Below are 21,027 nucleotides of genomic sequence, written 5' to 3'. Positions count from 1 at the left end.
AGCCTCGCGGAGTGGCGGAAAGCACAACGGGTGGTACGGAAACCCGAGACGGCGGCGAGTTGGTGTCCCCGGCACCACTCGCCGCCGATCGGCGTTCTGCGGACTGGCGGGACGTGCCCGGTCACACCGATCCGCTCACGTCCCGGTTGTCGGCGACGATCGGCGGGCCCGTCGGCCGCCACGCGCTGATCGGCCGCACCCGTTTCTTCACCCCCGTGCGGGTGATCCTGTTGCTGGCGATCGTGTTCCTGTCCCTGGGCTGGTTCACCAAGGCGGGCTGCATCCAGCAGGGGCCCGTGGGCGCCGACGGCGCGCTGGGACTGGACTGGAGCGGCAACCGCCAGTACGTGGCGATGTGCTATTCGGACACCGTCCCGCTGTACGGCGCCGAACACCTCGACGAGGGCGCCTTCCCGTACAAGAAGTGGTGGGAGGAGCCGCTGGCGGACGGGTCGCTCCAGCGCCGGTACATGGAGTACCCGGTGCTGTCCGGGCTGTACCAGTACGGCTCGATGATCGTCGCGAAGGCCTGGCACGGAACGCCGTGGCTGCCCGGCGGTCTGCAGGTGGTGATCTACTTCAACGTCGTCGCGCTCGGGTTGGCGGTGGCGTGGCTGGTGACGGTGTGGGCCAGTGCGCTGCTGGCCGGCCGGCGGGTGTGGGACGCCGCCCTCGTCGCGTGCTCACCGCTGGTGATCGTGCACGCCTTCACCAACTTCGATCTGCTCGCGACCGCCTTCGCGTCCGGCGGACTGCTGGCGTGGGCGCGTAGACGTCCCGTGCTGGCCGGGGTGCTGCTGGGGCTCGGCGGGGCCGCGAAGCTGTACCCGCTGATGCTGCTCGGTCCCCTGCTGGTGCTGTGCCTGCGGGCGGGCCGGATGCGGGACTTCTGGCGCACGGCGGGAGCTGCCGCGGCGGCGTGGGCGGTGGTGAATCTGCCCATCGCGCTGCTGTTCCCGCGTGGCTGGGCGGAGTTCTTCCGGCTCAACTCCGAGCGGGGTGCCGACCCCGACTCGGTCTACAACGTGATCTCGTCGTTCACCGGCTGGACGGGATTCGACGGCCCGCTCGCGCCCGGCGAGTCCCCGAGCGTGCTCAACGCCGTGTCGCTGCTCGCCTTCGTCGCCGTGTGCGCCGGAATCGCGTACGTCGCCCTGACCGCGCAGCGCCGTCCGCGGGTGGCGCAACTGTGCTTCCTGCTGGTCGCGGGGTTCCTGCTCACCAACAAGGTGTGGAGCCCGCAGTACTCGCTGTGGCTGGTGCCGCTCGCCGTGCTGGCCCTCCCCCACCGCCGGATCCTGTTGGCGTGGATGACGATCGACGCGCTGGTGTGGGTGCCGAGGATGATGTACTACCTGGGGGTCGCGAACAAGGGACTGCCCGAACAGTGGTTCACCGGCGCCGTCGTGCTGCGGGACGTCGCCGTCGTCGCGCTCTGCGTGCTGGTGCTGCGGCAGATCTACCGGCCGTCGGAGGACCTGGTGCGGTTCGGCTTCATCGACGACCCCGTCGGCGGCGTCCTCGACCAGGCCGAGGACGCCCCACCGCGGTGGTTGCCGGCGTCGTTGCGTCCGCGGGTGCCGGAGCCGGTGTCCCGGACCGCGGGCAGCGTGTCAGATCCGTAACGCCGTGAACGGCTCCACCGGGATGTTGCGGACCACGAACCACACGGCCAGCACGACGAGCACGGCCGGAGGTGCCCAGCGCGGCCGCCGACCCGTCCGGACCGGGCGTGCGCGCAGACGTCCCCACGCCCACACCCCGTACGCCGCGACGGCCACCACCAGTGCCGCTACCCCGACTGCGTTGTAACGCAACGCATTCGGGATGTCGAGGTGGACGAGCGCATACAGCATGCGGGTGCCGCCGCACCCCGGGCAGTCGATGCCCAGCAGCGCCTTCGTGGGGCAGGCCGGAAGCACGCCGCCGGGGGTCGTCGGGTCGGCCCAGGCGACAAATCCGCACGTCGCGGCCGCCGCGGCCAGCACCGCGATCGGGGCGGCGAGACGTCGTGCAGTGCCGTGCGGCGGCGGGAGTGTGGTCATTCGAGGGGTCCTGGTTCGGGCCGGCGGACGGTTCCGGCCGCAGCATAGAGGTCGCGCGTGTGGGCGTCGCTCGCCCGGCCGGGCACAGTTACCTTCGGCGGGAGCGGCGGTGCCGGAGCTCGTCGCAGCGGCGCCCGCACCAGCAGGCAGAAGAACACCAGCAGCAGCGCCGCCTGGCTCCACACACCGAGCCGGACGACGAGTTCGGTGGTGGTGTCACCGGATCGGGTGAGCGCGTCGAACCATCGGAAGATCCCGATCCCCACGGCGAGATCGGCGGCCAGATACGCGCCGACGAGACCCCACGGCACGCGCTGCAGCACCAGGAACGGCAGCAGCCACAGCGTGTACTGCGGTGAATGAACCTTGTGCAGCAACATGAATGCGCACAGCATCGCGCCGCTGACGCCGATCCACGGGTAGACGTCGCGGCGTTCGAATTCCTTCCATCCCCACCACAGGGCCAGCCCGAGGGCCGCGCACAGCAGCATCGGCGAGACGACACCCACCACTTGGTGGTACGCGTCCGAGCCGCGGATGCCGCCGCCCATCAGCGGGCGCAGACCCCAGTACCAGATGCTGTTGCTGGTGATGTCCGCCTGCCGCTGTTGCTGGAACGTGAACGACGCGCGCCAACCGGCGGCATCGGCCACCGCGAACGGCACGTTGATCGCGACGACCGTCGCCGCGGCGGACCCCAGCACGGCGAGCGCGCCCCGGACGTCGCGGCGGTCCCGGACTCCCCCGGCGGTCAGGACGAACAGCGCCAGCGGCAACACGAACAGGCCCGGATAGAGCTTGAGGCAGAAACCGATGCCCAGCAGCACGGCCGCGAGCACCCCCCGGGTGCGCACCGACCATCGCCGGGACGTCACGACGGCGATCGCGGCCACCGCCACCGCGACGACGGGCAGTTCCCAATTGTGGAACGCGTACAGCAGCAGCGGCGGGGACGCGGCCCACAGCAGCGCGGCCCGCCCCGCGAGCCGGCCGAGCAGCCACGCGGTGAGCAGACCGAACGGCGCCAGCAGCAGCGCCGAGTGGAGCAGGAACGTGGCGTCGGTGTGAGCACCCAGCGCACCGAGCCACATCAACGACCCGCTCAGCACCGGGTACTCGACGGTGCCGGGCACCAGCAGCCCGGCCGGGGTGATACCGCCCGAATACGGCGGGAGGTGCAGGTCGAGGCCGCGGCCCAGCCAGAGCAGCTGGATGTCGGAGTAGCAGACGTCGCTGTCCTTGATCCGGTCGAAAATCAGGCTGCGGCCGTCGGGGGCGAAGGGCGGGCCCGCGCAGCGGGCCTTGCCGAGGTAGGCAACGACGAGGGCGAACAGGCAGGCCGTGACGACCGCGGCCATGGTTCCGGCCCGGACTCTCGCCTCCGTCCGCATGCCGTCCAGCGTAGGGCGATCGGCGGGTCGTGTGGGGTGGCCGAGTTCCGGCGTGCGGCGGGCGGAAGGCCAATTTCGCAGGTCACAGGGGCCTCGTGTACCCTGCAAAGGTTGCTGACGCAACGACCCTCCTGCCACGGACAGTCCGTGGCCGTTTCACAGTCCATAGGAGGTGATGAGGTCTTATGCGTCATTACGAACTGATGGTCATTCTCGACCCCAGCCTGGACGAGCGCACTGTCGCCCCGTCGCTGGATACGTTCCTCAACGTCGTCCGTAAGGATGGCGGCAGTGTCGACAAGGTCGACGTGTGGGGTAAGCGTCGTCTCGCGTACGAGATCGCCAAGAACGCCGAAGGCATCTACGCGGTCATCGACCTTACGGCCGAGCCGGCCACCGTCAACGAGCTCGACCGTCAGCTGGGGCTGAACGAGTCGGTGCTTCGTACCAAGGTCCTGCGCCACGGCAAGTGATTTCCGTGTGATTCGGGCCGAGGTGCTCGGACGGCTACTTGTCCGAGCCGGCACCTAGGCTCTCGAACAACAGGAACTCCACACACAGCAGGAGGAACCACATGGCAGGCGACACCGTCATCACCGTCATCGGAAACCTGACGGCTGACCCCGAGCTTCGTTTCACCCCCGCGGGTGCAGCGGTCGCGAACTTCACGGTCGCGTCCACCCCCCGCACCTTCGACCGTCAGACCAACGAATGGAAAGACGGCGAGGCGCTGTTCTTGCGCTGCAACATCTGGCGCGAGGCGGCGGAGAACGTGGCGGAGAGCTTGACCCGCGGCTCGCGAGTGATCGTGAGCGGCCGGCTCAAGCAGCGCTCCTACGAAACTCGCGAAGGTGAGAAGCGCACTGTCGTCGAGCTCGAGGTCGACGAGATCGGCCCCTCGCTCCGTTACGCCACGGCCAAGGTCAACAAGGCCAACCGTGGTGGTGGCGGAGGCGGCTTCGGTGGCTCCTCCGGCGGATCCGGCGGCGGACGCCCGGCGTCCAACAACTTCAGCCAAGGCGGAGACGATCCGTGGGGTAGCGCGCCGCAGGCGGGCTCCTTCGGAGGCTCCCAGGGCTCGGACGACGAACCGCCGTTCTGATCCGTAACCGATCGACAGCATCCAGAAAACGGAGATAGACATGCCGAAGCCGCCGCTGCGCGACAAGGTTATGAAGAAGAAGGTCTGCACGTTCTGCAAGGAAAAGAACACGCAGATCGACTACAAGGACACGACGCTGCTGCGTAAGTACGTCAGCGATCGCGGCAAGATCCGCGCTCGCCGTGTCACCGGCAACTGCGTCCAGCACCAGCGGGACATCGCGGTTGCCGTCAAGAACTCGCGTGAGGTGGCCCTGCTGCCTTACGTCTCGACGGCCCGCTAGGAAAGGGAGGGACGACATGAAGCTGATTCTCACCGCTGACGTGGACAACCTCGGTGCGCCTGGCGACACCGTTGAGGTCAAGGACGGCTACGGCCGTAACTTCCTGCTCCCCCGCGGTCTGGCCATCGTCGCCACCCGCGGTGCCCAGAAGCAGGTCGAGGGTATCCGTCGCGCCCAGGACGCGCGCGCGGTCCGTGGTCTCGATCACGCCAAGGAGCTCAAGGCTGCCATCGAGGGCCTCGAGGACGTGTCGCTGTCGGTGAAGACCGCCGGTGACTCGGGCAAGCTGTTCGGCTCCGTCACCGCGGCCGACGTCGCAGGCGCCCTCAAGGCTGCCGGCGGCCCGGTCGTCGACAAGCGCAGCCTGGAGCTGCCGAAGGCTCACATCAAGAGCACCGGCAAGCACCAGATCGTGGTCAACCTGCACCCCGAGGTTGCCGCCAAGTTCAACCTGAACGTCGTCGCCGCGTAGTCGACCCGTTCTATGGAGGGCCCCGTGGACACTGCGTCCGCGGGGCCTTTCGCATGCCTGGGGAAGTCCTGTGGATAGATTCGCCACCCGGTGCCGTTTCTGTGTGCTGGGCCATACCGAGGTTGGACGTTTGTTTACCCAACACGCCCGGCTTGTCAACTTGGCCGACACGCCGCGCAGCGCGCAATCCACAGGGTTGTGAAAACGAAAACCGCCCTCTACCTGCAAATTGTTCAGTGTGATATTGGTCTGTCCCCAGGTTATCCCCAGTACTCCCCAACCGGTTAACAAGGTGTGGGTGCAGCGTCCCCAGTTCATCCACAACTGTGTACACAGGCGGGTTTGGTGGACTGCTCCCCGACCCCTAACGTCGTCGCGAGCGTGTCTCTCGAGTCGCCCGCGAGGCGGCCCGGATTTGTCGGGGTGCGCGGGTACAACAGTGGTGAGAGGCGCCGTCCCGGCCGCCGTCGAGGCGGTGCGGGACGGGTCGAAGTTGGTCGCGGGGAAGGCGGTCGCGTGGCGGTTGTAGATGATCGTGGGCATTCCGAGTACCCGGGACCCCCGGAGGAGCCCAGCGAGGAGTTCGGACGGCAGCCTCCGCACGACATGGTGGCCGAGCAGTCGGTGCTCGGCGGCATGCTGCTGAGCAAGGACGCCATCGCCGACGTCCTCGAGGTGCTGCGCCCCGGCGACTTCTACCGCCCCGCCCACCAGTCGGTGTACGACGCGATCCTCGATCTCTACAGCCGGGGTGAGCCGGCCGACCCGGTCACGGTCTCCGCGGAACTCGATCGTCGCGGCGAACTGCGTCGCATCGGCGGGGCCCCCTACCTGGTGACGTTGACCCAGACGGTGCCTACCGCGGCCAACGCCGCCTACTACGCCGAGATCGTCGCCGAGAAGTCGATCCTGCGGCGTCTCGTGGATGCCGGTACCCGGATCGTGCAGTACGGCTACGCCGGTTCCGACGGCCAGGACGTCGCCGAGGTGGTCGACCGGGCGCAGGCCGAGATCTTCGAGGTCACCGAGCGCCGCACCACCGAGGACTTCCTGCCCCTCGAGGAGCTGCTGCAGCCCACGATGGACGAGATCGACTCCATCGCCAGCCGCGGTGGAATCTCACTCGGCGTGCCCACCGGATTCAGTGAACTCGACGAGATCACCAACGGGCTCCACGCCGGCCAGATGATCATCGTCGCGGCGCGCCCCGGCGTGGGTAAGTCGACCATCGGGATGGACTTCATGCGGTCGTGCTCCATCAAGCACGGCATGGCGAGCGTCATCTTCTCGCTGGAAATGAGCAAGACCGAGATCGTCATGCGTCTGCTGTCGGCGGAGGCGAAGATCAAGCTCTCGGACATGCGCTCGGGCAAGATGTCCGACGACGACTGGACGCGTCTGGCGCGGCGGATGAGTGAGATCAGCGAGGCGCCGATGTTCATCGACGACTCCCCCAACCTGACCATGATGGAGATCCGCGCGAAGGCGCGCCGGCTCAAGCAGAAGCACAACATTCGGCTGATCGTCATCGACTACCTGCAGCTGATGTCGTCGGGCAAGAAGGTCGAGTCCCGCCAGCAGGAAGTCTCGGAATTCTCGCGAAGCCTCAAGCTGCTCGCGAAGGAACTCGAGGTTCCGGTGATCGCGATCTGTCAGCTCAACCGTGGTCCCGAGCAGCGCACCGACAAGCGTCCCCAGGTCTCCGACCTCCGCGAGTCCGGTTCGCTCGAGCAGGACGCCGACATGGTCATGCTGCTGCACCGCCCCGACGCCTTCGAGCGGGACGACCCGCGCGGCGGCGAGGCCGACATCATCCTCGGCAAGCACCGCGGCGGTCCCACTGCCACCATCACCGTCGCCCACCAGCTGCACTACTCGCGCTTCGTGGACATGGCGCGGGGATAGGTTCGTCCCCCCCCGCAAGCTCCGGGGCTGCGTGCTCGCGGACCGACGGGTGCCTGTAGGTGCCGCTCAGCCGGGAGTCGTCGGCGGATGCAGCGTGCCGTCGACGACCTCCTCCGCGACGTCGTGGAGCGGTCGGCCGTGGGTGCGGCGTATCGGCGAAGGACATCGAAGGCCTCCGTCGGGGTGCATCCGACTCCCCGAGCGAGCATCCCCTTGGCCTGCTCGATGACGACCCGACTGGTCAGTGCGTGTCGTAGTTGAGCGGCCTCCTCCTGCGCGCTGCGTGCGGTGCGCTGGTGGAGCAGGCCGACGGCGGCGATGCGGACCAGTGCGCGGGTTGTCTCGACATCCTCCGCGCGGAGTCGGCCGGGGGCGATGCAGCACATGTTCAGTGACCCGATCACCCGGTCCCCCAGCTGCAACGGAACGGCGTGGACGGCTCCGAAGCCGACCGTTCCCGACAAGTGCTGAAAGCGCGGCCAGCGCGCCGACGCCGTGTCGCGTGCGAGGTTGACGAGCGGACGTCCCGTGGTGAAGCAGTCGTAGCAGGGGCCACCCGCATCCTCCAGCTCCAACTTCTCGAGCGTGCACACCGCCTCGGAGGTGCACGCCACCGACTCGAGACGTCCACGCTCGTCGGCGAGGAGGATCCCCGCCGCGTCGATCCCCACCAGTTCCACCGTGCGGTCGGTCAGGATGCGAAGTACATCGACGGTGTCGAAGCCCGGAGCGAGGGCCTCCGCCACTTCTCGGAGCGCCCGGACCAGTTGTCCTTCACTCATGGGGTCCGGGTCTCTCCGGCCGTTCGTCGCGCCACGATTCCAGGCTATCCACACCGAGCGCTGTCGGCATCAAGCACTTTGGTCGGTGGCGCACGTTTGGTCGCTCTGGCAAAATGGGAGACCGGTCACGATGTGACCCCGACGCCAGATGCGTCGTTTCCACCACCCCGGACCCGGTGGCGCGGTCGGCACGTGCGAGCGAGAAGCCCCCATCGCTGGTCCGATATCGGGCACTCGCCGAGCACGTCGGCAATCCTCGCGCGTCGACCGGTTCGTCCCTCGGACGTGCCGCCCGACGCGACACGACAAAGTGCACTCCGATGGACGAGCAGGCGGAGCCGATGTCAACCACGAGCAAGTCCCTTTCGATGGAAATCGCTGTCCCGGAACCTTTTCCGTTGTCATCGATGCAGTACGAGGTCTGGCTCGCGCAGCGACTGGCTCCCCATCTTCCGTACTGCATCGCTCAGTACGTCGAGTTCCGAGGTGATCTCGACCTCGATCTCCTCCGCCGGGCGGCTCTGACGGCGGGACGCGAAGTACAGTGCGCGTCCCTCCGGTTGATCGAGATCGACGGGCAGCCCAGGCAGGTCGTCGACCCCGCGCTGGACAACTCGGTGGGGTTCATCGACTTTCGTGGTGAGCCGGAGCCCGCGGCGGCGGCGGATGCGTGGATGCGCGAAGACCGGTCCACGCCGGTGGACCCCACGCACGCGCTGGGGCTGTCGTCGATCTTGCAGGTCGGCGACGCGAAGTATCTGTGGTACAGCAGAGTTCACCATGTCGCATTGGACGGGTATGCCGCAATGACGATGGTCAACCGCATCGCGGTCCTGTACTCGGCGGCGGTGGCCGGGCGCGAACCGGAACCCTGCCGGGCGGCCGACCTGCGCACCCTGTACGACCTCGACTGTCGGTACCGGGCGTCGAGCCGATTCGAGGCGGACCGCGCCTACTGGATCGAGCGGTTGCGAACGCTCGCGGAGCCGGTGAGTCTGTCCGACCGGGACGGCGGGGCCGTCGCCCGCGATCTGCTCGTGACCACGTCGCTCGACGAACGGACGGCCGGACGGCTCGAGGACTCCGAGGGCAGGGCGAGCAGCACGTCCGCTGCGATGATCATCGCTGCGTTCGCCTGCTACCTCTCGCGCATGACGGGCCGGCGAGACGTTCGTGTGGATGTCCCGGTGTCGGGGCGGACGACTGCGGTGCTGCGGCGGTCGGGTGGGATGTTCGTCAACGTCGTCCCGCTCGGGATCCGCGTCGGTCCCGACGACACCGTGGGCGATCTGGTCGAGCGGGTGGCTGTGGAGCTGATGGGCGCGTTGCGTCACCAGCGCGGCAATCTCGCCGAGATCGCACGCGAGGCGAGTGCGGGCGCCGAGGGGAGCGGGGCCGCCGCGCCGATCGTCAACGTGATGCTCTTCCGGCAGGAGCTCGACTTCGGTTCGGTGACCGGAGAATTCCATGTACTCACGTCGGGACCGATCGAAGACCTTCTCGTCAACGTTTACCAAAGGGGAACCCCGGCTGAAACATTCGTTGAATTTCGCGGAAATCCGCGCCGCTACCGCACCGACGAGCTGCGGCTTCATCAGCAGCGGTTCCTCGGGGTGATCGAGGGCTTTCTCGCAGCCCACCCCGAGACGTCGACAGCGACCATCCATCCTGAGAGCGCGAGAGAGGGGGAGCGTCGACGGGCGGCGGTGCGGTGCCTGGACTACTGGAAGCGCACCCTCGCGGAACTACCGGTGGGCGGCGGGCTGCCGACGGAGGCCCGGCGCCCGGTGCAGCGGTCCACGACGCCCGGCAGTCTGCAGATCGCTCTCGGCGCGGATCTGCACCGCGAGCTACGGCGGTGTGCTCGCGCGCACGCGTCGACGATGTTCATGGTGATGCACGCGGGCCTGGCGGCACTGCTGGCCCGGGTGAGCGGCTCCGACGACATCGCCGTGGCGGCGGCCGTTGCGCGAGGTGCCGGTGCCGAACCGGACGCGGCCCCCGACGCCGTGGTGTTGCGGACCCGGGTGGACCCCGGGTGCTCGTTCGCGGATCTGTTGGTGCAAGTTGCGCGGTGCCAGCTCGGCGCCTTCGCGCACACCGCGGTGCCGGTCGAACAGGTGCTCGAGGCTGTTGCCCCGGACCGCCCGCCGGACTGCCCGCTGCTGGCGCGGGTGATCCTCGGCCCCGATCGTTCCGAGGAGACCGCCGTCCCCGGCGTATCGGTCGAGCCACCCGAGTCGCGTTGCCCCGAGTTCTGTGATCTACAGGTGACCGTGGGGGAGCGCTTCGTCGACGGGCACCCGGCCGGCCTGTCGGTCCACCTCGTGTACGCCGCCGATCTGTTCGACGCGGTGACGATGCAGGCCTTCACGGATCGGCTGGTACGCATCCTCGAGTATGCGGCGGCCGATCCGTCGGCCCCGCTCGGCGACGTCGACGTGCTCACCCCGGAGGAGCGCGAGCAGCTGGCCCCGGTGTCGGGGGCCGCGTCGGTGTCTGCGGTGACGCTGCCGGTGTTGTTGGGGGCGTCGGTGGGTGTGGATCCGGGTGCGGTGGCGGTGGTGTGTGGTGATCGGTGTTGGACGTATGGGGAGTTGGATGCGCGTTCGAATCGGTTGGCGCGGTTGTTGATCGGTCGGGGTGTGGGGCCGGAGTCGTGTGTGGCGGTGGGGTTGCGGCGGTCGTTGGAGTCGGTTCTGGCGGTGTGGGCTGTGGCCAAGTCGGGTGCGGCGTTCGTGCCGTTGGATCCGGGGTATCCGTCTGCTCGGCTCGAGCACATGTTGGTGGATTCGGGTGCGGTGTTGGGGTTGTCGGTGGGGGTGTCGTCGGGGGAGTTGCCGCAGGCGGTGCCGTGGGTGGTGCTCGACGAGGTGTCGGTGGTGGCGGAGGTGGCGGGGTTGTCGGCCGGTCCGGTGACCGATGGTGAGCGGACGGCGGTGTTGCGGCCGGATCATCCGGTGTATGTGATCTACACGTCGGGGTCGACGGGGGTTCCGAAGGGTGTGGTGGTGACACATCGGGGACTGGCGAACATCGTGGCCGAACAACGCGACCGGTACGCGGCGGGGCCCGGCACCCGTGTCCTGCACTTCGCGTCCCCGAGTTTCGACGCGTCGGTGTTCGAGATGATGTGGGCGCTCGCGTCGGGCGGGAAACTGGTGGTCGCGCCACCGACGGTGTACGGCGGCGACGACCTGGCGGCGCTGCTCGATCACGGCCGCGTCACGCATGCCTGCCTCACACCGTCGACGTTGTCGTCGGTCGATCCCGCCGGACACCACTGCCTGCAGTACCTCGAGGTGGCCGGTGAGGCGTGTTCCCCGGAACTCGCGGAGCGGTGGGCGCCTGCGCGCTCGATGTTCGACGCCTACGGCCCGACCGAGACGACGATCTGGTCGAATGTCAGTGCGCCCCTGGTGCCGGGCGAGCGGGTGACGGTCGGTGGGCCGATCCGTGGGGTGGCGGAGTGTGTGCTGGACGGGCGGCTGCAGCCGGTGCCGGTCGGCGTGGCGGGGGAGCTGTATCTGACGGGTGCCGGCCTGGCACGTGGCTACCGAAACCTGTCCGGTCAGACGGCCACTCGGTTCGTCGCCGATCCGTTCGGGGCAGGCGGGCAGCGCCTCTACCGCACCGGAGACGTGGTGAGGTGGCTACGCGACGGGGAGGGAGACCTGAAGCTCGAGTACGTGGGCCGGGCGGACTTCCAGGTCAAGATCCGCGGGGTCCGCACGGAGCCCGGCGAGGTGGATGCCGCCCTGACCGCCCACCCGCACGTGAGATTCGCGGTGACACTGAGCCGTCCGGGACCGGCCGGCGACCCGGCGCTGGTGTCCTACGTGCTCCCCGCCGACGGGCACGTCCCCGACGCCGACGAGCTGACCGCCCAGGTCCGGGCGGCGGTGCCGAGCCACATGGTGCCGGCGGCCATCACGTTGCTCGACGAGATTCCGCTGACCCCGGTGGGCAAGCTCGACCGCGCCGCACTGCCGGCACCGGACTTCGGGTTGCGGCACAACGTGTCCCGTTCTCCGCGAACACCGATCGAGGAGGCCGTCGCCGTCGTCTTCGCCGGGGTGCTCGGTGTCGACCACCTCGGTGTCGACGCGAACTTCTTCGATCTCGGCGGCAACTCCCTCGTCGCCACCCGGGTGGTCGCACGGATCAACTCGGTGCTCGATCGAAGCATCGACATCCGCGACCTGTTCGCCGCCCCCACCGTCGCCGAGCTCGCGGCCCGGATCGTCGGCGTCGACGTGCGCTCGCCGGCCCGTCCGGCACTGACCCCCGGTACTCGGCCGGACGAGGTTCCGATCTCCCTCGCCCAGCAGCGGATGTGGGTGGTCAACCAATTGGACACGTCGTCGCCCGCCTACAACATTCCGATCGCGCTCCGCCTGTCCGGTGACCTGGACACCGACGCTCTGCGATCGGCGCTCGCGGACATCGCGGACCGGCATGCCACGCTCCGGACCGTCTACCCCGACTCCGCGGACGGTCCCCGCCAGGTGGTGGTGCCCACCGATCAGGTACGTCCCGACCTCACACCGGTGCCGGTGTTCGGCGACGCCGAACTGCAGGCGCATCTCGTCCGGTTCGCCGCCACCGGCTTCGACGTCACCGCAGAGGTACCCGTACGGATGGCACTGTTCCGCAGCGCACCGGATCAGCACGTGCTGGCGGTGGTGGTGCACCACATCGCGGCGGACGGCACGTCGATGGCGCCGCTGGCCAGGGACGTGACGGTCGCGTACACGGCACGCCGACACGGCCGGGCTCCGGACTGGGCACCGCCGGTGGTGCGCTACGCCGACTACAGCGTGTGGCAGCGGCGCCTGCTGGGCAGTGAATCCGAACCGGAGTCGGCCTTCGCGCGCGAGTTGGCCTATTGGCGATCCAGGCTCTCGGGTTTGCCGCCGTGCATCGAGTTGCCGACGGATCGACCACGTCCGGTGTGGCGCTCACCGAAAGGCGGCCGCGTTCACTTCCAGATCGGTGCACGCCTACATCGCCGACTGCAGGTCCTCGCGCGTGAACAGCATTCGACCATGTTCATGGTCGTGCACGCGATGCTCGCCCTGCTCCTGAGCAGGTTGAGCGGGAGCGCGGACGTGGCGGTCGGAACGCCGACCGCGGGGCGCGGCGAGGCCGCCCTCGACGATGTGGTGGGCATGTTCGTCAACACCGTCGTACTGCGGACGCAGGTCCAGCCCGGGCAGTCCTTCACCGACCTTCTCGAGGAGGTGGGCGCGCACGATCTCGACGCCCTCGTCCACGCCGAGGCGCCGTTCGAACGGGTGGTGGAAACCGTCGATCCCGAGAGGTCGACGTCCTATTCGCCGCTGTTCCAGGTGATGCTCGAGTTCCGGAACTTCGAGACGCCGGATCCGGCCCTGCCGGGGCTGGACGTCGAACCCGTCGACGTCGATCTCGACATCGCCCGCTACGACCTGCATCTGGGCCTCGCCGAGCAGTTCGATCCGGTCGACGACGCTCCTCTCGGGATGTCGGCCTCCTTCGGCTTCGCCACCGACATCTTCGATGCCGACACCGTGCGGCGCTTCGCCGATCGCTTCCTCCGCATCGCCGAGGCCGTCGTATCCACACCCGCGACGCCGATCGGGGAGATCGATCTGCTCTCCGCGGCCGAGCGGCGGGAGCTGGTACCGGTGTCGGCCGGGCCGGGAGCGGAGGGCCGGGTGTTGCCGGAGTTGCTGTCGGCCTGGGCATCACGAGATCCCGACGCCGTGGCGGTGGTGTGCGGTGCGCGACGGTGGACGTATCGGCAGCTCGACGAGGAGTCGAATCGTCTGGCGCGCCGGCTGATCGGTGCGGGGCTGGGGCCCGAGTCCGATGTCGCGGTGGCGATGCCGCGGTCTCCGGATGCCGTGTCGGCGATGTGGGCGGTCACGAAGTCGGGAGCCGCGATCGTTCCGGTGGACCCGCTGTACCCGGCCGACCGGATCGACCACATGGTGTCCGATTCGGCCGTGACGGTGGGTCTCACGACCGCGGAGTGGCGACATCGAATGCCGGATTCGGTGGAGTGGTTGGTGCTCGACGATCCGGCGGTGGAGGTGGAGCTCGGGGAGTTCTCGGCCGGACCGGTGCTCGACGCGGAGCGGGCGGGACGGCTGGAGGTCGACCACCCGGCGTACGTGATCTACACGTCGGGGTCGACGGGGACGCCGAAGGGTGTGTTGGTGACGCACCGGGGTTTGGCCAATCTGGTTTCGGAACAACGGAATCGGCTCGGTGTCGATCCGGATGCGCGGGTGTTGCACGTTGCCTCGCCGAGCTTCGACGCGGCGGTGTTCGAGCAGGTGATGGCCTTCGGGGCGGGTGCGCGGTCGGTGATCGCTCCGCCCACCCTGTACGGCGGCGCCGAGCTGGCGGAACTGCTCGCTGCCGAGAGGGTGACCCACGCGGTGCTCACACCGACGATGCTGGCCTCCATGGATCCACCTGTGCCGGACGACACCGACACGGAGACAACCGGATTGGCGTCGCTACGGAACTTGATGGTGGCCGGCGAGGCCTGCCCGCCGGATCTCGTGACGTGCTGGGCACGGCATCGGTCGATGTTCAACCTCTACGGACCGACCGAGACGACCATCTGGCTGAACGTCAGTGCGCGTTTGGTGCCGGGGGATCGGGTCACGGTGGGTGGTCCGGTTCGTGGGGTGGGGGAGTTGGTGCTCGATGGTTGGTTGCGGCCGGTTCCGGTGGGGGTGGCGGGGGAGTTGTATGTGGTGGGTGGGGGTGTGGCGCGAGGTTATCGGAATCGGGCGGGGTTGACGGCCACTCGGTTTGTGGCGGATCCGTTCGGTGGGCTCGGTGGGCGGATGTATCGGACGGGGGATGTGGTGCGGTGGGTGCGGGTGCGTGGTGGGGGGTTGGCGCTCGAGTATGTGGGTCGTTCGGATCTGCAGGTGAAGGTTCGTGGGTTTCGGGTGGAGTTGGGGGAGGTGGAGTCGGTGTTGTCGGCGTGTGCGGGGGTGGCGCGTGCGGTGGCGGCGGTGTGTGGGGACGGCGGTGGTCGGTTGGTGGGGTATGTGGTGCCGGAGCGTGGGGTGGAGGTGGATGTGCGGGGGGTGTTGGCGTTCGCGGGGGAGCGGTTGGCTCCGCATATGGTGCCGGCGGCGGTGGTGGTGGTGGACGGGGTGCCGGTGTCGCCGAATGGGAAGGTCGATCGTGGGGCGTTGCCGGCGCCGGATTTCTCGGCGGGCCGGAACGAATTCCGCGCGCCCGGTACCGAGACCGAGAAGGTGCTCGCCCGGCTGTTCGGGGAGGTGCTCGGTGTCGACCGGGTGGGTGTGGAGGATTCCTTCTTCGCGCTCGGTGGCGACAGCATCATGTCGATCCAGTTGGCGGCACGGGCGAAGGCATCGGGAGTGGTGTTCTCCCCGCGCGACGTGTTCGAGTGCAGGTCGGTGGCGAGGTTGGCGGCTGTTGCCGCTCTCGGGAACGGTGACTCGCACCGAGTGCTCGACGAACTCGCCGGTGGCGGTATCGGCGAGGTGCAGTTGACGCCGATCATGCGGTGGTTGCTCGAGCGGGCAGAGTCCGGGTTCGGCCGGTTCTCGCAGGCGCTGATGCTCACTCTTCCGACGGAAGCCGACGGGAAAACGTTGACGGCCACGGTACAGGCGGTGCTGGACAGGCACGACATGCTGCGGGCGCGGTTGCGGCCGGCCGCCGACGGGACCTGGACGTGGGAGGTATTGCCGCCCGGCACCATCCGAGCCGAGGACGTCATCCACCGCGTCACGACGACGCCGAGCGCGGCATCCCCTCGTCCGGCCGCGTTCCACGAACTGGCGGCGGCGGAACTGAACTCCGCCGCGGACCGGCTGGATCCGGCGGCCGGGGTCGTCGTTCGAATGGTGTGGTTCGATCCCGAGAACGAGGCGGAGCAGGGTCGGCTACTGGCCGTCGTTCACCATTCGGCGGTTGACGGCGTGTCCTGGCGGGTCCTGGTGGCCGATCTCGCCGCCGCGTGGTCCCGGATCTCGACCGGCGCACCGCCGGAACTGCCACCCGTGGGGACGTCGATGCGCAGGTGGGCGCACGGGCTCGTCGAGGCGGCGCACCGGCCGGAGCGGGTCGCGGAACTCGCGATGTGGCGGGCGATGTCCGCCGGGGACGACCCGGTCATCGGATCCCGTCCTCTCGACGCCGCGATCGACGTGCAGTCGACGGTCGAGAGCGTACGCGTCGAACTGCCCGGTGACGTCACCACTGCGCTGCTGACCACGGTGCCACGGGTTTTCCACGGCGCGGTGGGCGACGGACTGGTGGCCGCGTTGGCGATCGCGGTGGCGAGGTGGCGGCGGGGACGCGCCACTGCGCGCAAGTCCCCGGCCCGGGAAGTGTCGTTGGCGCTGGAAGGCCACGGCCGGGAGGAGAGCGTCGTCCCGGGAGCAGACCTGACGCGCACCGTCGGGTGGTTCACGACGAGCTATCCACTGCGCCTGCGGTTTCCCGACATCGACCTCGACGACGCGTACCCGGGCGGGCCGATCACGGGGGCGGTGGTGAAGTCCGTCAAGGAGCAACTACTCGCGGTACCCGATCACGGGATCGGCTACGGGCTGCTGCGCTATCTCAACGCGGACACCGGGCACGTGCTGCGGAACCTGCCGACACCGCAAATAGCGTTCAACTATCTCGGCCGGGTGGCCGCGGGCGGAGGCGAGGCCGGCTGGATGCCCGTCGCGGATGCCGGCGACCTCCCGGGTGCGCAGAACGCGGAGATGCCGGTAGCGGCGGTGCTCGATATCAATGCCCTGACGGTCGACGCCGCCGGTGAACCGCGGCTGCGCGCGACATGGGCGTTCCCGCGTGGCGTACTGACCGCGACCGAGGTCGCCGAGTTGGCGGAGATGTGGTGCGCGACGCTGACGGCGTTGACCGCCCACGCCCACGCCCCGGGAGCCGGTGGGCGGACCCCCTCGGACTTCGATCTGGTGACTCTCGGCCAGTCCGAGATCGAACGGTTGGAACACCGATATCCGGACATGACGGACGTGTGGCCACTTTCCCCGCTGCAGAAGGGGTTGCTGTTCCACGCCTCGATGTCCGAGCAGTCCGCGGACGCCTATGTGGTGCGAATGGTGCTCGAGCTGCACGGTGATGTCGACCCGGCGCGGTTGCGCCGCGCGGGACGGATACTGCTGGATCGCCATCCGAACCTGCGGACCGCCTTCGTCGCCGACACCGCCGCCGGGGCGGTACAGGTGGTCCGGCAGCACGTCGCGGCGCCCTGGACCGAGCACGACCTCTCCCGGCAGGACGAGAGTGTCCACCGGGCCGAGCTGGATCGAATACTCGATGACGACAGAGCGACCCGGTTCGATCCTGCTCGCGCTCCGCTGTTGCGCTGGATGCTGGTCACCACCGGCCCCGGCCGGCACCGGCTGGTCCTGACCAGCCATCACCTGCTGCTCGACGGTTGGTCGACACCGCTGTTGTTGCGTGAGCTGTTCGTGCTCTACGCCGCCGACGGGGACGCTGCGGTGTTGCCCGAGGCTTCCCCGTACCGCGACTACCTCGCCTGGATCGGGGAACAGGACGTCGACAGGTCACTCGAGGTGTGGGCTCGTGTCTTCGACGGCACCGACGAGCCGACGTTGGTGGCACCGACCGACCCCCGTCGCCGGTATTCCGATTCCCGGGAGGTGGGCGGCGCGCTGAGCGAGGACCGCACGGCCGCGCTCACCTCGCTCGCCCGTGCACGCGGGATCACCGTCAACACCGTGGTGCAGGCGGCGTGGGCGATGGTGCTGGGCGCGTGGACCTCCCGTGACGACGTCACGTTCGGTACGACCGTGTCCGGGCGCCCGCCGCAGATCGAGGGCGTCGAGTCGATGGTCGGTCTGTTCGTCAACACGCTGCCGGTGCGGGTCCGGCTCGACGGCGCGGAGAGCGTGGGACAGCTGCTCGACCGGATCCAGGTCGAGCAGGCCGCACTGCTCGACCACCACTACGTGAGCCTGACCGACATCCAGCGGGTTGCCGGCCCGGGAGCGGTGTTCGACACGATGTCGGTGTTCGAGTCGTATCCGGTCGATCGGAGCGCGATCGGCACGGACTCGGACGTGGCCGGGCTGCGGGTGGCCGGGGTGAGCGGAGCCGATGCCTCGCACTTCCCGGTCAGCCTCGTCGCGGACGTGGACAGCCGCCTGCGGCTGCGAGTCTCCTACCTGCCCGAGCTTCTCGACCACGACACCGCGGCCGGGGTCGTCGACCGGGTCCTGCGGGTGATCGATGCCGTCATCGACGATCCGGACGTGCCGCTGGCGCAGCTGCAACTGCTCTCCCCGGCCGAGTACCGGGAGTCGGTGCCGGTGTCGGGGGCCGCGTCGGTGTCTGCGGTGACGCTGCCGGTGTTGTTGGGGGCGTCGGTGGGTGTGGATCCGGGTGCGGTGGCGGTGGTGTGTGGTGATCGGTGTTGGACGTATGGGGAGTTGGATGCGCGTTCGAATCGGTTGGCGCGGTTGTTGATCGGTCGGGGTGTGGGGCCGGAGTCGTGTGTGGCGGTGGGGTTGCGGCGGTCGTTGGAGTCGGTTCTGGCGGTGTGGGCTGTGGCCAAGTCGGGTGCGGCGTTCGTGCCGTTGGATCCGGGGTATCCGTCTGCTCGGCTCGAGCACATGTTGGTGGATTCGGGTGCGGTGTTGGGGTTGTCGGTGGGGGTGTCGTCGGGGGAGTTGCCGCAGGCGGTGCCGTGGGTGGTGCTCGACGAGGTGTCGGTGGTGGCGGAGGTGGCGGGGTTGTCGGCCGGTCCGGTGACCGATGGTGAGCGGACGGCGGTGTTGCGGCCGGATCATCCGGTGTATGTGATCTACACGTCGGGGTCGACGGGGGTTCCGAAGGGTGTGGTGGTGACACATCGGGGACTGGCGAATCTTCTGGTGGAGCAAGGTGTTCGATTCCGGCTGGGCCAGGATGCGCGGGTGCTGCACGTGTCGTCGCCGAGCTTCGACGCCGCGGTGCTCGAACAGTTGTGGGCGTTCGGGTTCGGTGGGCGGCTGGTCGTGGTGCCGCCCACGGTGTTCGGCGGCGCGGAGATGGGGCGGATCCTGCGGCGGGAGCGGGTAACTCACCTTGTGTTGACGCCGGCACTGTTGGCAACCGTGGACCCGACGGGGCTCGACGATCTCCGGACCATCGTGGTCGGTGGCGAGCCGTGTCCTCCGGAGTTGGTGACTCGGTGGGCGTTCGGCAGACGGATGTTCAACACGTACGGTTCGGCGGAAGCGACGATCCAGACGAACGTCAGTGCGCGTTTGGTGCCGGGGGATCGGGTCACGGTGGGTGGTCCGGTTCGTGGGGTGGGGGAGTTGGTGCTCGATGGTTGGTTGCGGCCGGTTCCGGTGGGGGTGGCGGGGGAGTTGTATGTGGTGGGTGGGGGTGTGGCGCGAGGTTATCGGAATCGGGCGGGGTTGACGGCCACTCGGTTTGTGGCGGATCCGTTCGGTGGGCTCGGTGGGCGGATGTATCGGACGGGGGATGTGGTGCGGTGGGTGCGGGTGCGTGGTGGGGGGTTGGCGCTCGAGTATGTGGGTCGTTCGGATCTGCAGGTGAAGGTTCGTGGGTTTCGGGTGGAGTTGGGGGAGGTGGAGTCGGTGTTGTCGGCGTGTGCGGGGGTGGCGCGTGCGGTGGCGGCGGTGTGTGGGGACGGCGGTGGTCGGTTGGTGGGGTACGTGGTGCCGGAGCGTGGGGTGGAGGTGGATGTGCGGGGGGTGTTGGCGTTCGCGGGGGAGCGGTTGGCTCCGCATATGGTGCCGGCGGCGGTGGTGGTGGTGGACGGGGTGCCGGTGTCGCCGAATGGGAAGGTCGATCGTGGGGCGTTGCCGGCGCCGGATTTCTCGGCGGGCCGGAACGAGTTCCGAGCGCCGAAGGACGGCTGCGAATCCGTGGTGGCGGCGGCCTTCGCGGCCCAACTCGGTCTCGAGCGGGTCGGTGCGGACGACAACTTCTTCTCCCTCGGCGGTAATTCGTTGACGGCCACCGGTGTTGCCGCGCGGCTACGAGAATCGACCTCCACGGAGGTGCCGGTCGAATGGATCTTCGCGCACTCGACTCCCGCGGCGCTGGCACACCGGATCGAGATGCACGAGGCCGACGCCGTCGACGACGACGTCACCGGCTCTGCGGTCGCGGTGCTGCTGCCGCTGCGTGCCACGGGCAGCCGAGTTCCGTTGTTCTGCATACATCCTGCCATCGGCCTCGCGTGGTGCTTCAGTGGCTTGGTGCAGTTCGTCGACGACGACCGGCCGATCTACGGAATCAACTCGCCCGCCCTGACCGATCCGGACGTCCGGGTCGGATCGCTCGACGAGATCGCGCATCGCTACGTGCACGAGATTCGCTCGGTGCAGCCCCGTGGGCCCTATCACCTGCTCGGCTATTCGGTCGGCGGCCAGATCGCGCATGCGATGGCGGTCCAGCTCCGTCGAGAGGGTGACGACGTACGCACCCTCTCCCTGATGGACACCCGTCTGCCGTCCGATTCCGATGTCGATGACGAGATGCCCTCGGTCGCCGAGCTGCTCGGGGAGTTCGGTGGGGTGGAGGTGGTCGGAGACGGGAACTCGGACATCACGGCCGAGCAGGCGGCAGCGCTGCTGCGTGCGAAGGGCGGCCTCTTCGCATCCCTCACTCCTGATCACCTCGAGACCCTCTACCGGGAGTACCGCGATCTCGCGCATGCTGCTCGCGCACATCGGCCGTCGCTCCTCGAGGGCCCGGTGGTCACCTACTTCAGTGCGGCGGCGGATCCGGCCGGTGACGGCGGTGCGGACCGCGAGGCCGGGGTGGCGGGATGGAGAAGATACAACTCCGGTGACGTGCACGAGTACCCGGTCCCCGTCCGGCACGAGCACATGACCGGTCCCGAGGGACTCTCGGTGGTGGGGCCCCTGCTCGACAGACAACTGAATCTGGTCGACCGAGAACGTGAGGCGCCGCAGTAGTGCGCGGCGGACACGGGTGCACCACGAACCCCACGCGGCGAGAGTGTCGGGGACTGCTGCGGTGCCGCTG

Annotated in this window: 10 protein-coding genes; 7 read left to right on the top strand and 3 right to left on the bottom strand. The window is 68.8% G+C overall.

Translation table 11 applies throughout. From position 1 onward, the window contains the following. Nucleotides 1-11 precede the first annotated feature (11 nt). The gene (locus tag E7742_RS18270; protein ID WP_137800237.1) at nucleotides 12-1,625 is read left to right on the top strand and encodes a glycosyltransferase family 87 protein; all 1,614 of its coding nucleotides are present in this window, start codon (nucleotides 12-14) and stop codon (nucleotides 1,623-1,625) included. Here E7742_RS18270 and E7742_RS18265 read toward each other — a convergent pair. Both E7742_RS18265 and E7742_RS18260 read right to left on the bottom strand, forming a co-directional pair. Beyond that, complete coding sequence (locus tag E7742_RS18265) at nucleotides 1,614-2,045, bottom strand: DUF2752 domain-containing protein (RefSeq protein ID WP_137800236.1); 432 nt, start codon at nucleotides 2,043-2,045, stop codon at nucleotides 1,614-1,616. The two genes, E7742_RS18270 and E7742_RS18265, sit on opposite strands and share 12 nt — an antisense overlap. Continuing rightward, complete coding sequence (locus tag E7742_RS18260; protein WP_137800235.1) at nucleotides 2,042-3,436, bottom strand: glycosyltransferase 87 family protein; 1,395 nt, start codon at nucleotides 3,434-3,436, stop codon at nucleotides 2,042-2,044. Before E7742_RS18260 ends, E7742_RS18265 begins: the two co-directional genes overlap by 4 nt. A gap of 185 nt (nucleotides 3,437-3,621) precedes the next feature. Here E7742_RS18260 and rpsF point away from each other — a divergent pair, with 185 nt between their 5' ends. The 5 genes from rpsF (at nucleotide 3,622) to dnaB (ending at nucleotide 7,198) form a co-directional block, all read left to right on the top strand. Next, nucleotides 3,622-3,909, top strand: a complete 288-nt coding sequence (gene rpsF, locus E7742_RS18250) for a 30S ribosomal protein S6 (protein ID WP_137800234.1) — start codon at nucleotides 3,622-3,624, stop codon at nucleotides 3,907-3,909. 101 nt (nucleotides 3,910-4,010) lie between these two features. Continuing rightward, nucleotides 4,011-4,538, top strand: coding sequence for a single-stranded DNA-binding protein (locus E7742_RS18245; RefSeq protein ID WP_137800233.1), 528 nt, complete (start codon nucleotides 4,011-4,013; stop codon nucleotides 4,536-4,538). Nucleotides 4,539-4,578: 40 nt separating this feature from the next. Beyond that, nucleotides 4,579-4,821: a 30S ribosomal protein S18 gene (gene rpsR / locus E7742_RS18240; RefSeq protein WP_127917760.1), complete on the top strand. Its 243-nt coding sequence runs from the start codon at nucleotides 4,579-4,581 to the stop codon at nucleotides 4,819-4,821. A gap of 16 nt (nucleotides 4,822-4,837) precedes the next feature. Next, a complete protein-coding gene (rplI, locus tag E7742_RS18235) occupies nucleotides 4,838-5,293 on the top strand; it encodes a 50S ribosomal protein L9 (protein ID WP_137800232.1) in 456 nt (151 codons plus the stop codon). 516 nt (nucleotides 5,294-5,809) lie between these two features. Then, nucleotides 5,810-7,198, top strand: coding sequence for a replicative DNA helicase (gene dnaB, locus E7742_RS18230; protein WP_137800231.1), 1,389 nt, complete (start codon nucleotides 5,810-5,812; stop codon nucleotides 7,196-7,198). On the opposite strand, the gene E7742_RS18225 is transcribed toward dnaB, so the two are convergent. Further along, a complete protein-coding gene (locus E7742_RS18225; protein ID WP_137800230.1) occupies nucleotides 7,165-7,980 on the bottom strand; it encodes a GAF and ANTAR domain-containing protein in 816 nt (271 codons plus the stop codon). The two genes, dnaB and E7742_RS18225, sit on opposite strands and share 34 nt — an antisense overlap. A gap of 113 nt (nucleotides 7,981-8,093) precedes the next feature. On the opposite strand from E7742_RS18225, the gene E7742_RS18220 reads away from it, so the two are divergent. Beyond that, nucleotides 8,094-20,957: a non-ribosomal peptide synthetase gene (locus E7742_RS18220; RefSeq protein WP_137800229.1), complete on the top strand. Its 12,864-nt coding sequence runs from the start codon at nucleotides 8,094-8,096 to the stop codon at nucleotides 20,955-20,957. Nucleotides 20,958-21,027: the final 70 nt, after the last annotated feature.

Source organism: Rhodococcus sp. SGAir0479 (genome assembly GCF_005484805.1).
Classification (GTDB): domain Bacteria; phylum Actinomycetota; class Actinomycetes; order Mycobacteriales; family Mycobacteriaceae; genus Prescottella.
The sequence above is the reverse complement of the archived record's forward strand: the minus strand, read 5'-3'. Positions and strand labels throughout refer to the sequence as shown.

Bases quoted from the DNA above. Each gene is read 5' to 3' on its own strand.
- rpsF (WP_137800234.1), top strand. From the start codon at position 3,622: ATGCGTCATTACGAACTGATGGTCATTCTCGACCCCAGCCTGGACGAG.
- rpsR (WP_127917760.1), top strand. From the start codon at position 4,579: ATGCCGAAGCCGCCGCTGCGCGACAAGGTTATGAAGAAGAAGGTCTGC.
- E7742_RS18245 (WP_137800233.1), top strand. From the start codon at position 4,011: ATGGCAGGCGACACCGTCATCACCGTCATCGGAAACCTGACGGCTGAC.
- rplI (WP_137800232.1), top strand. From the start codon at position 4,838: ATGAAGCTGATTCTCACCGCTGACGTGGACAACCTCGGTGCGCCTGGC.
- E7742_RS18265 (WP_137800236.1), bottom strand. From the start codon at position 2,045: ATGACCACACTCCCGCCGCCGCACGGCACTGCACGACGTCTCGCCGCC.
- E7742_RS18220 (WP_137800229.1), top strand. From the start codon at position 8,094: ATGGGAGACCGGTCACGATGTGACCCCGACGCCAGATGCGTCGTTTCC.
- E7742_RS18260 (WP_137800235.1), bottom strand. From the start codon at position 3,436: ATGCGGACGGAGGCGAGAGTCCGGGCCGGAACCATGGCCGCGGTCGTC.
- E7742_RS18225 (WP_137800230.1), bottom strand. From the start codon at position 7,980: ATGAGTGAAGGACAACTGGTCCGGGCGCTCCGAGAAGTGGCGGAGGCC.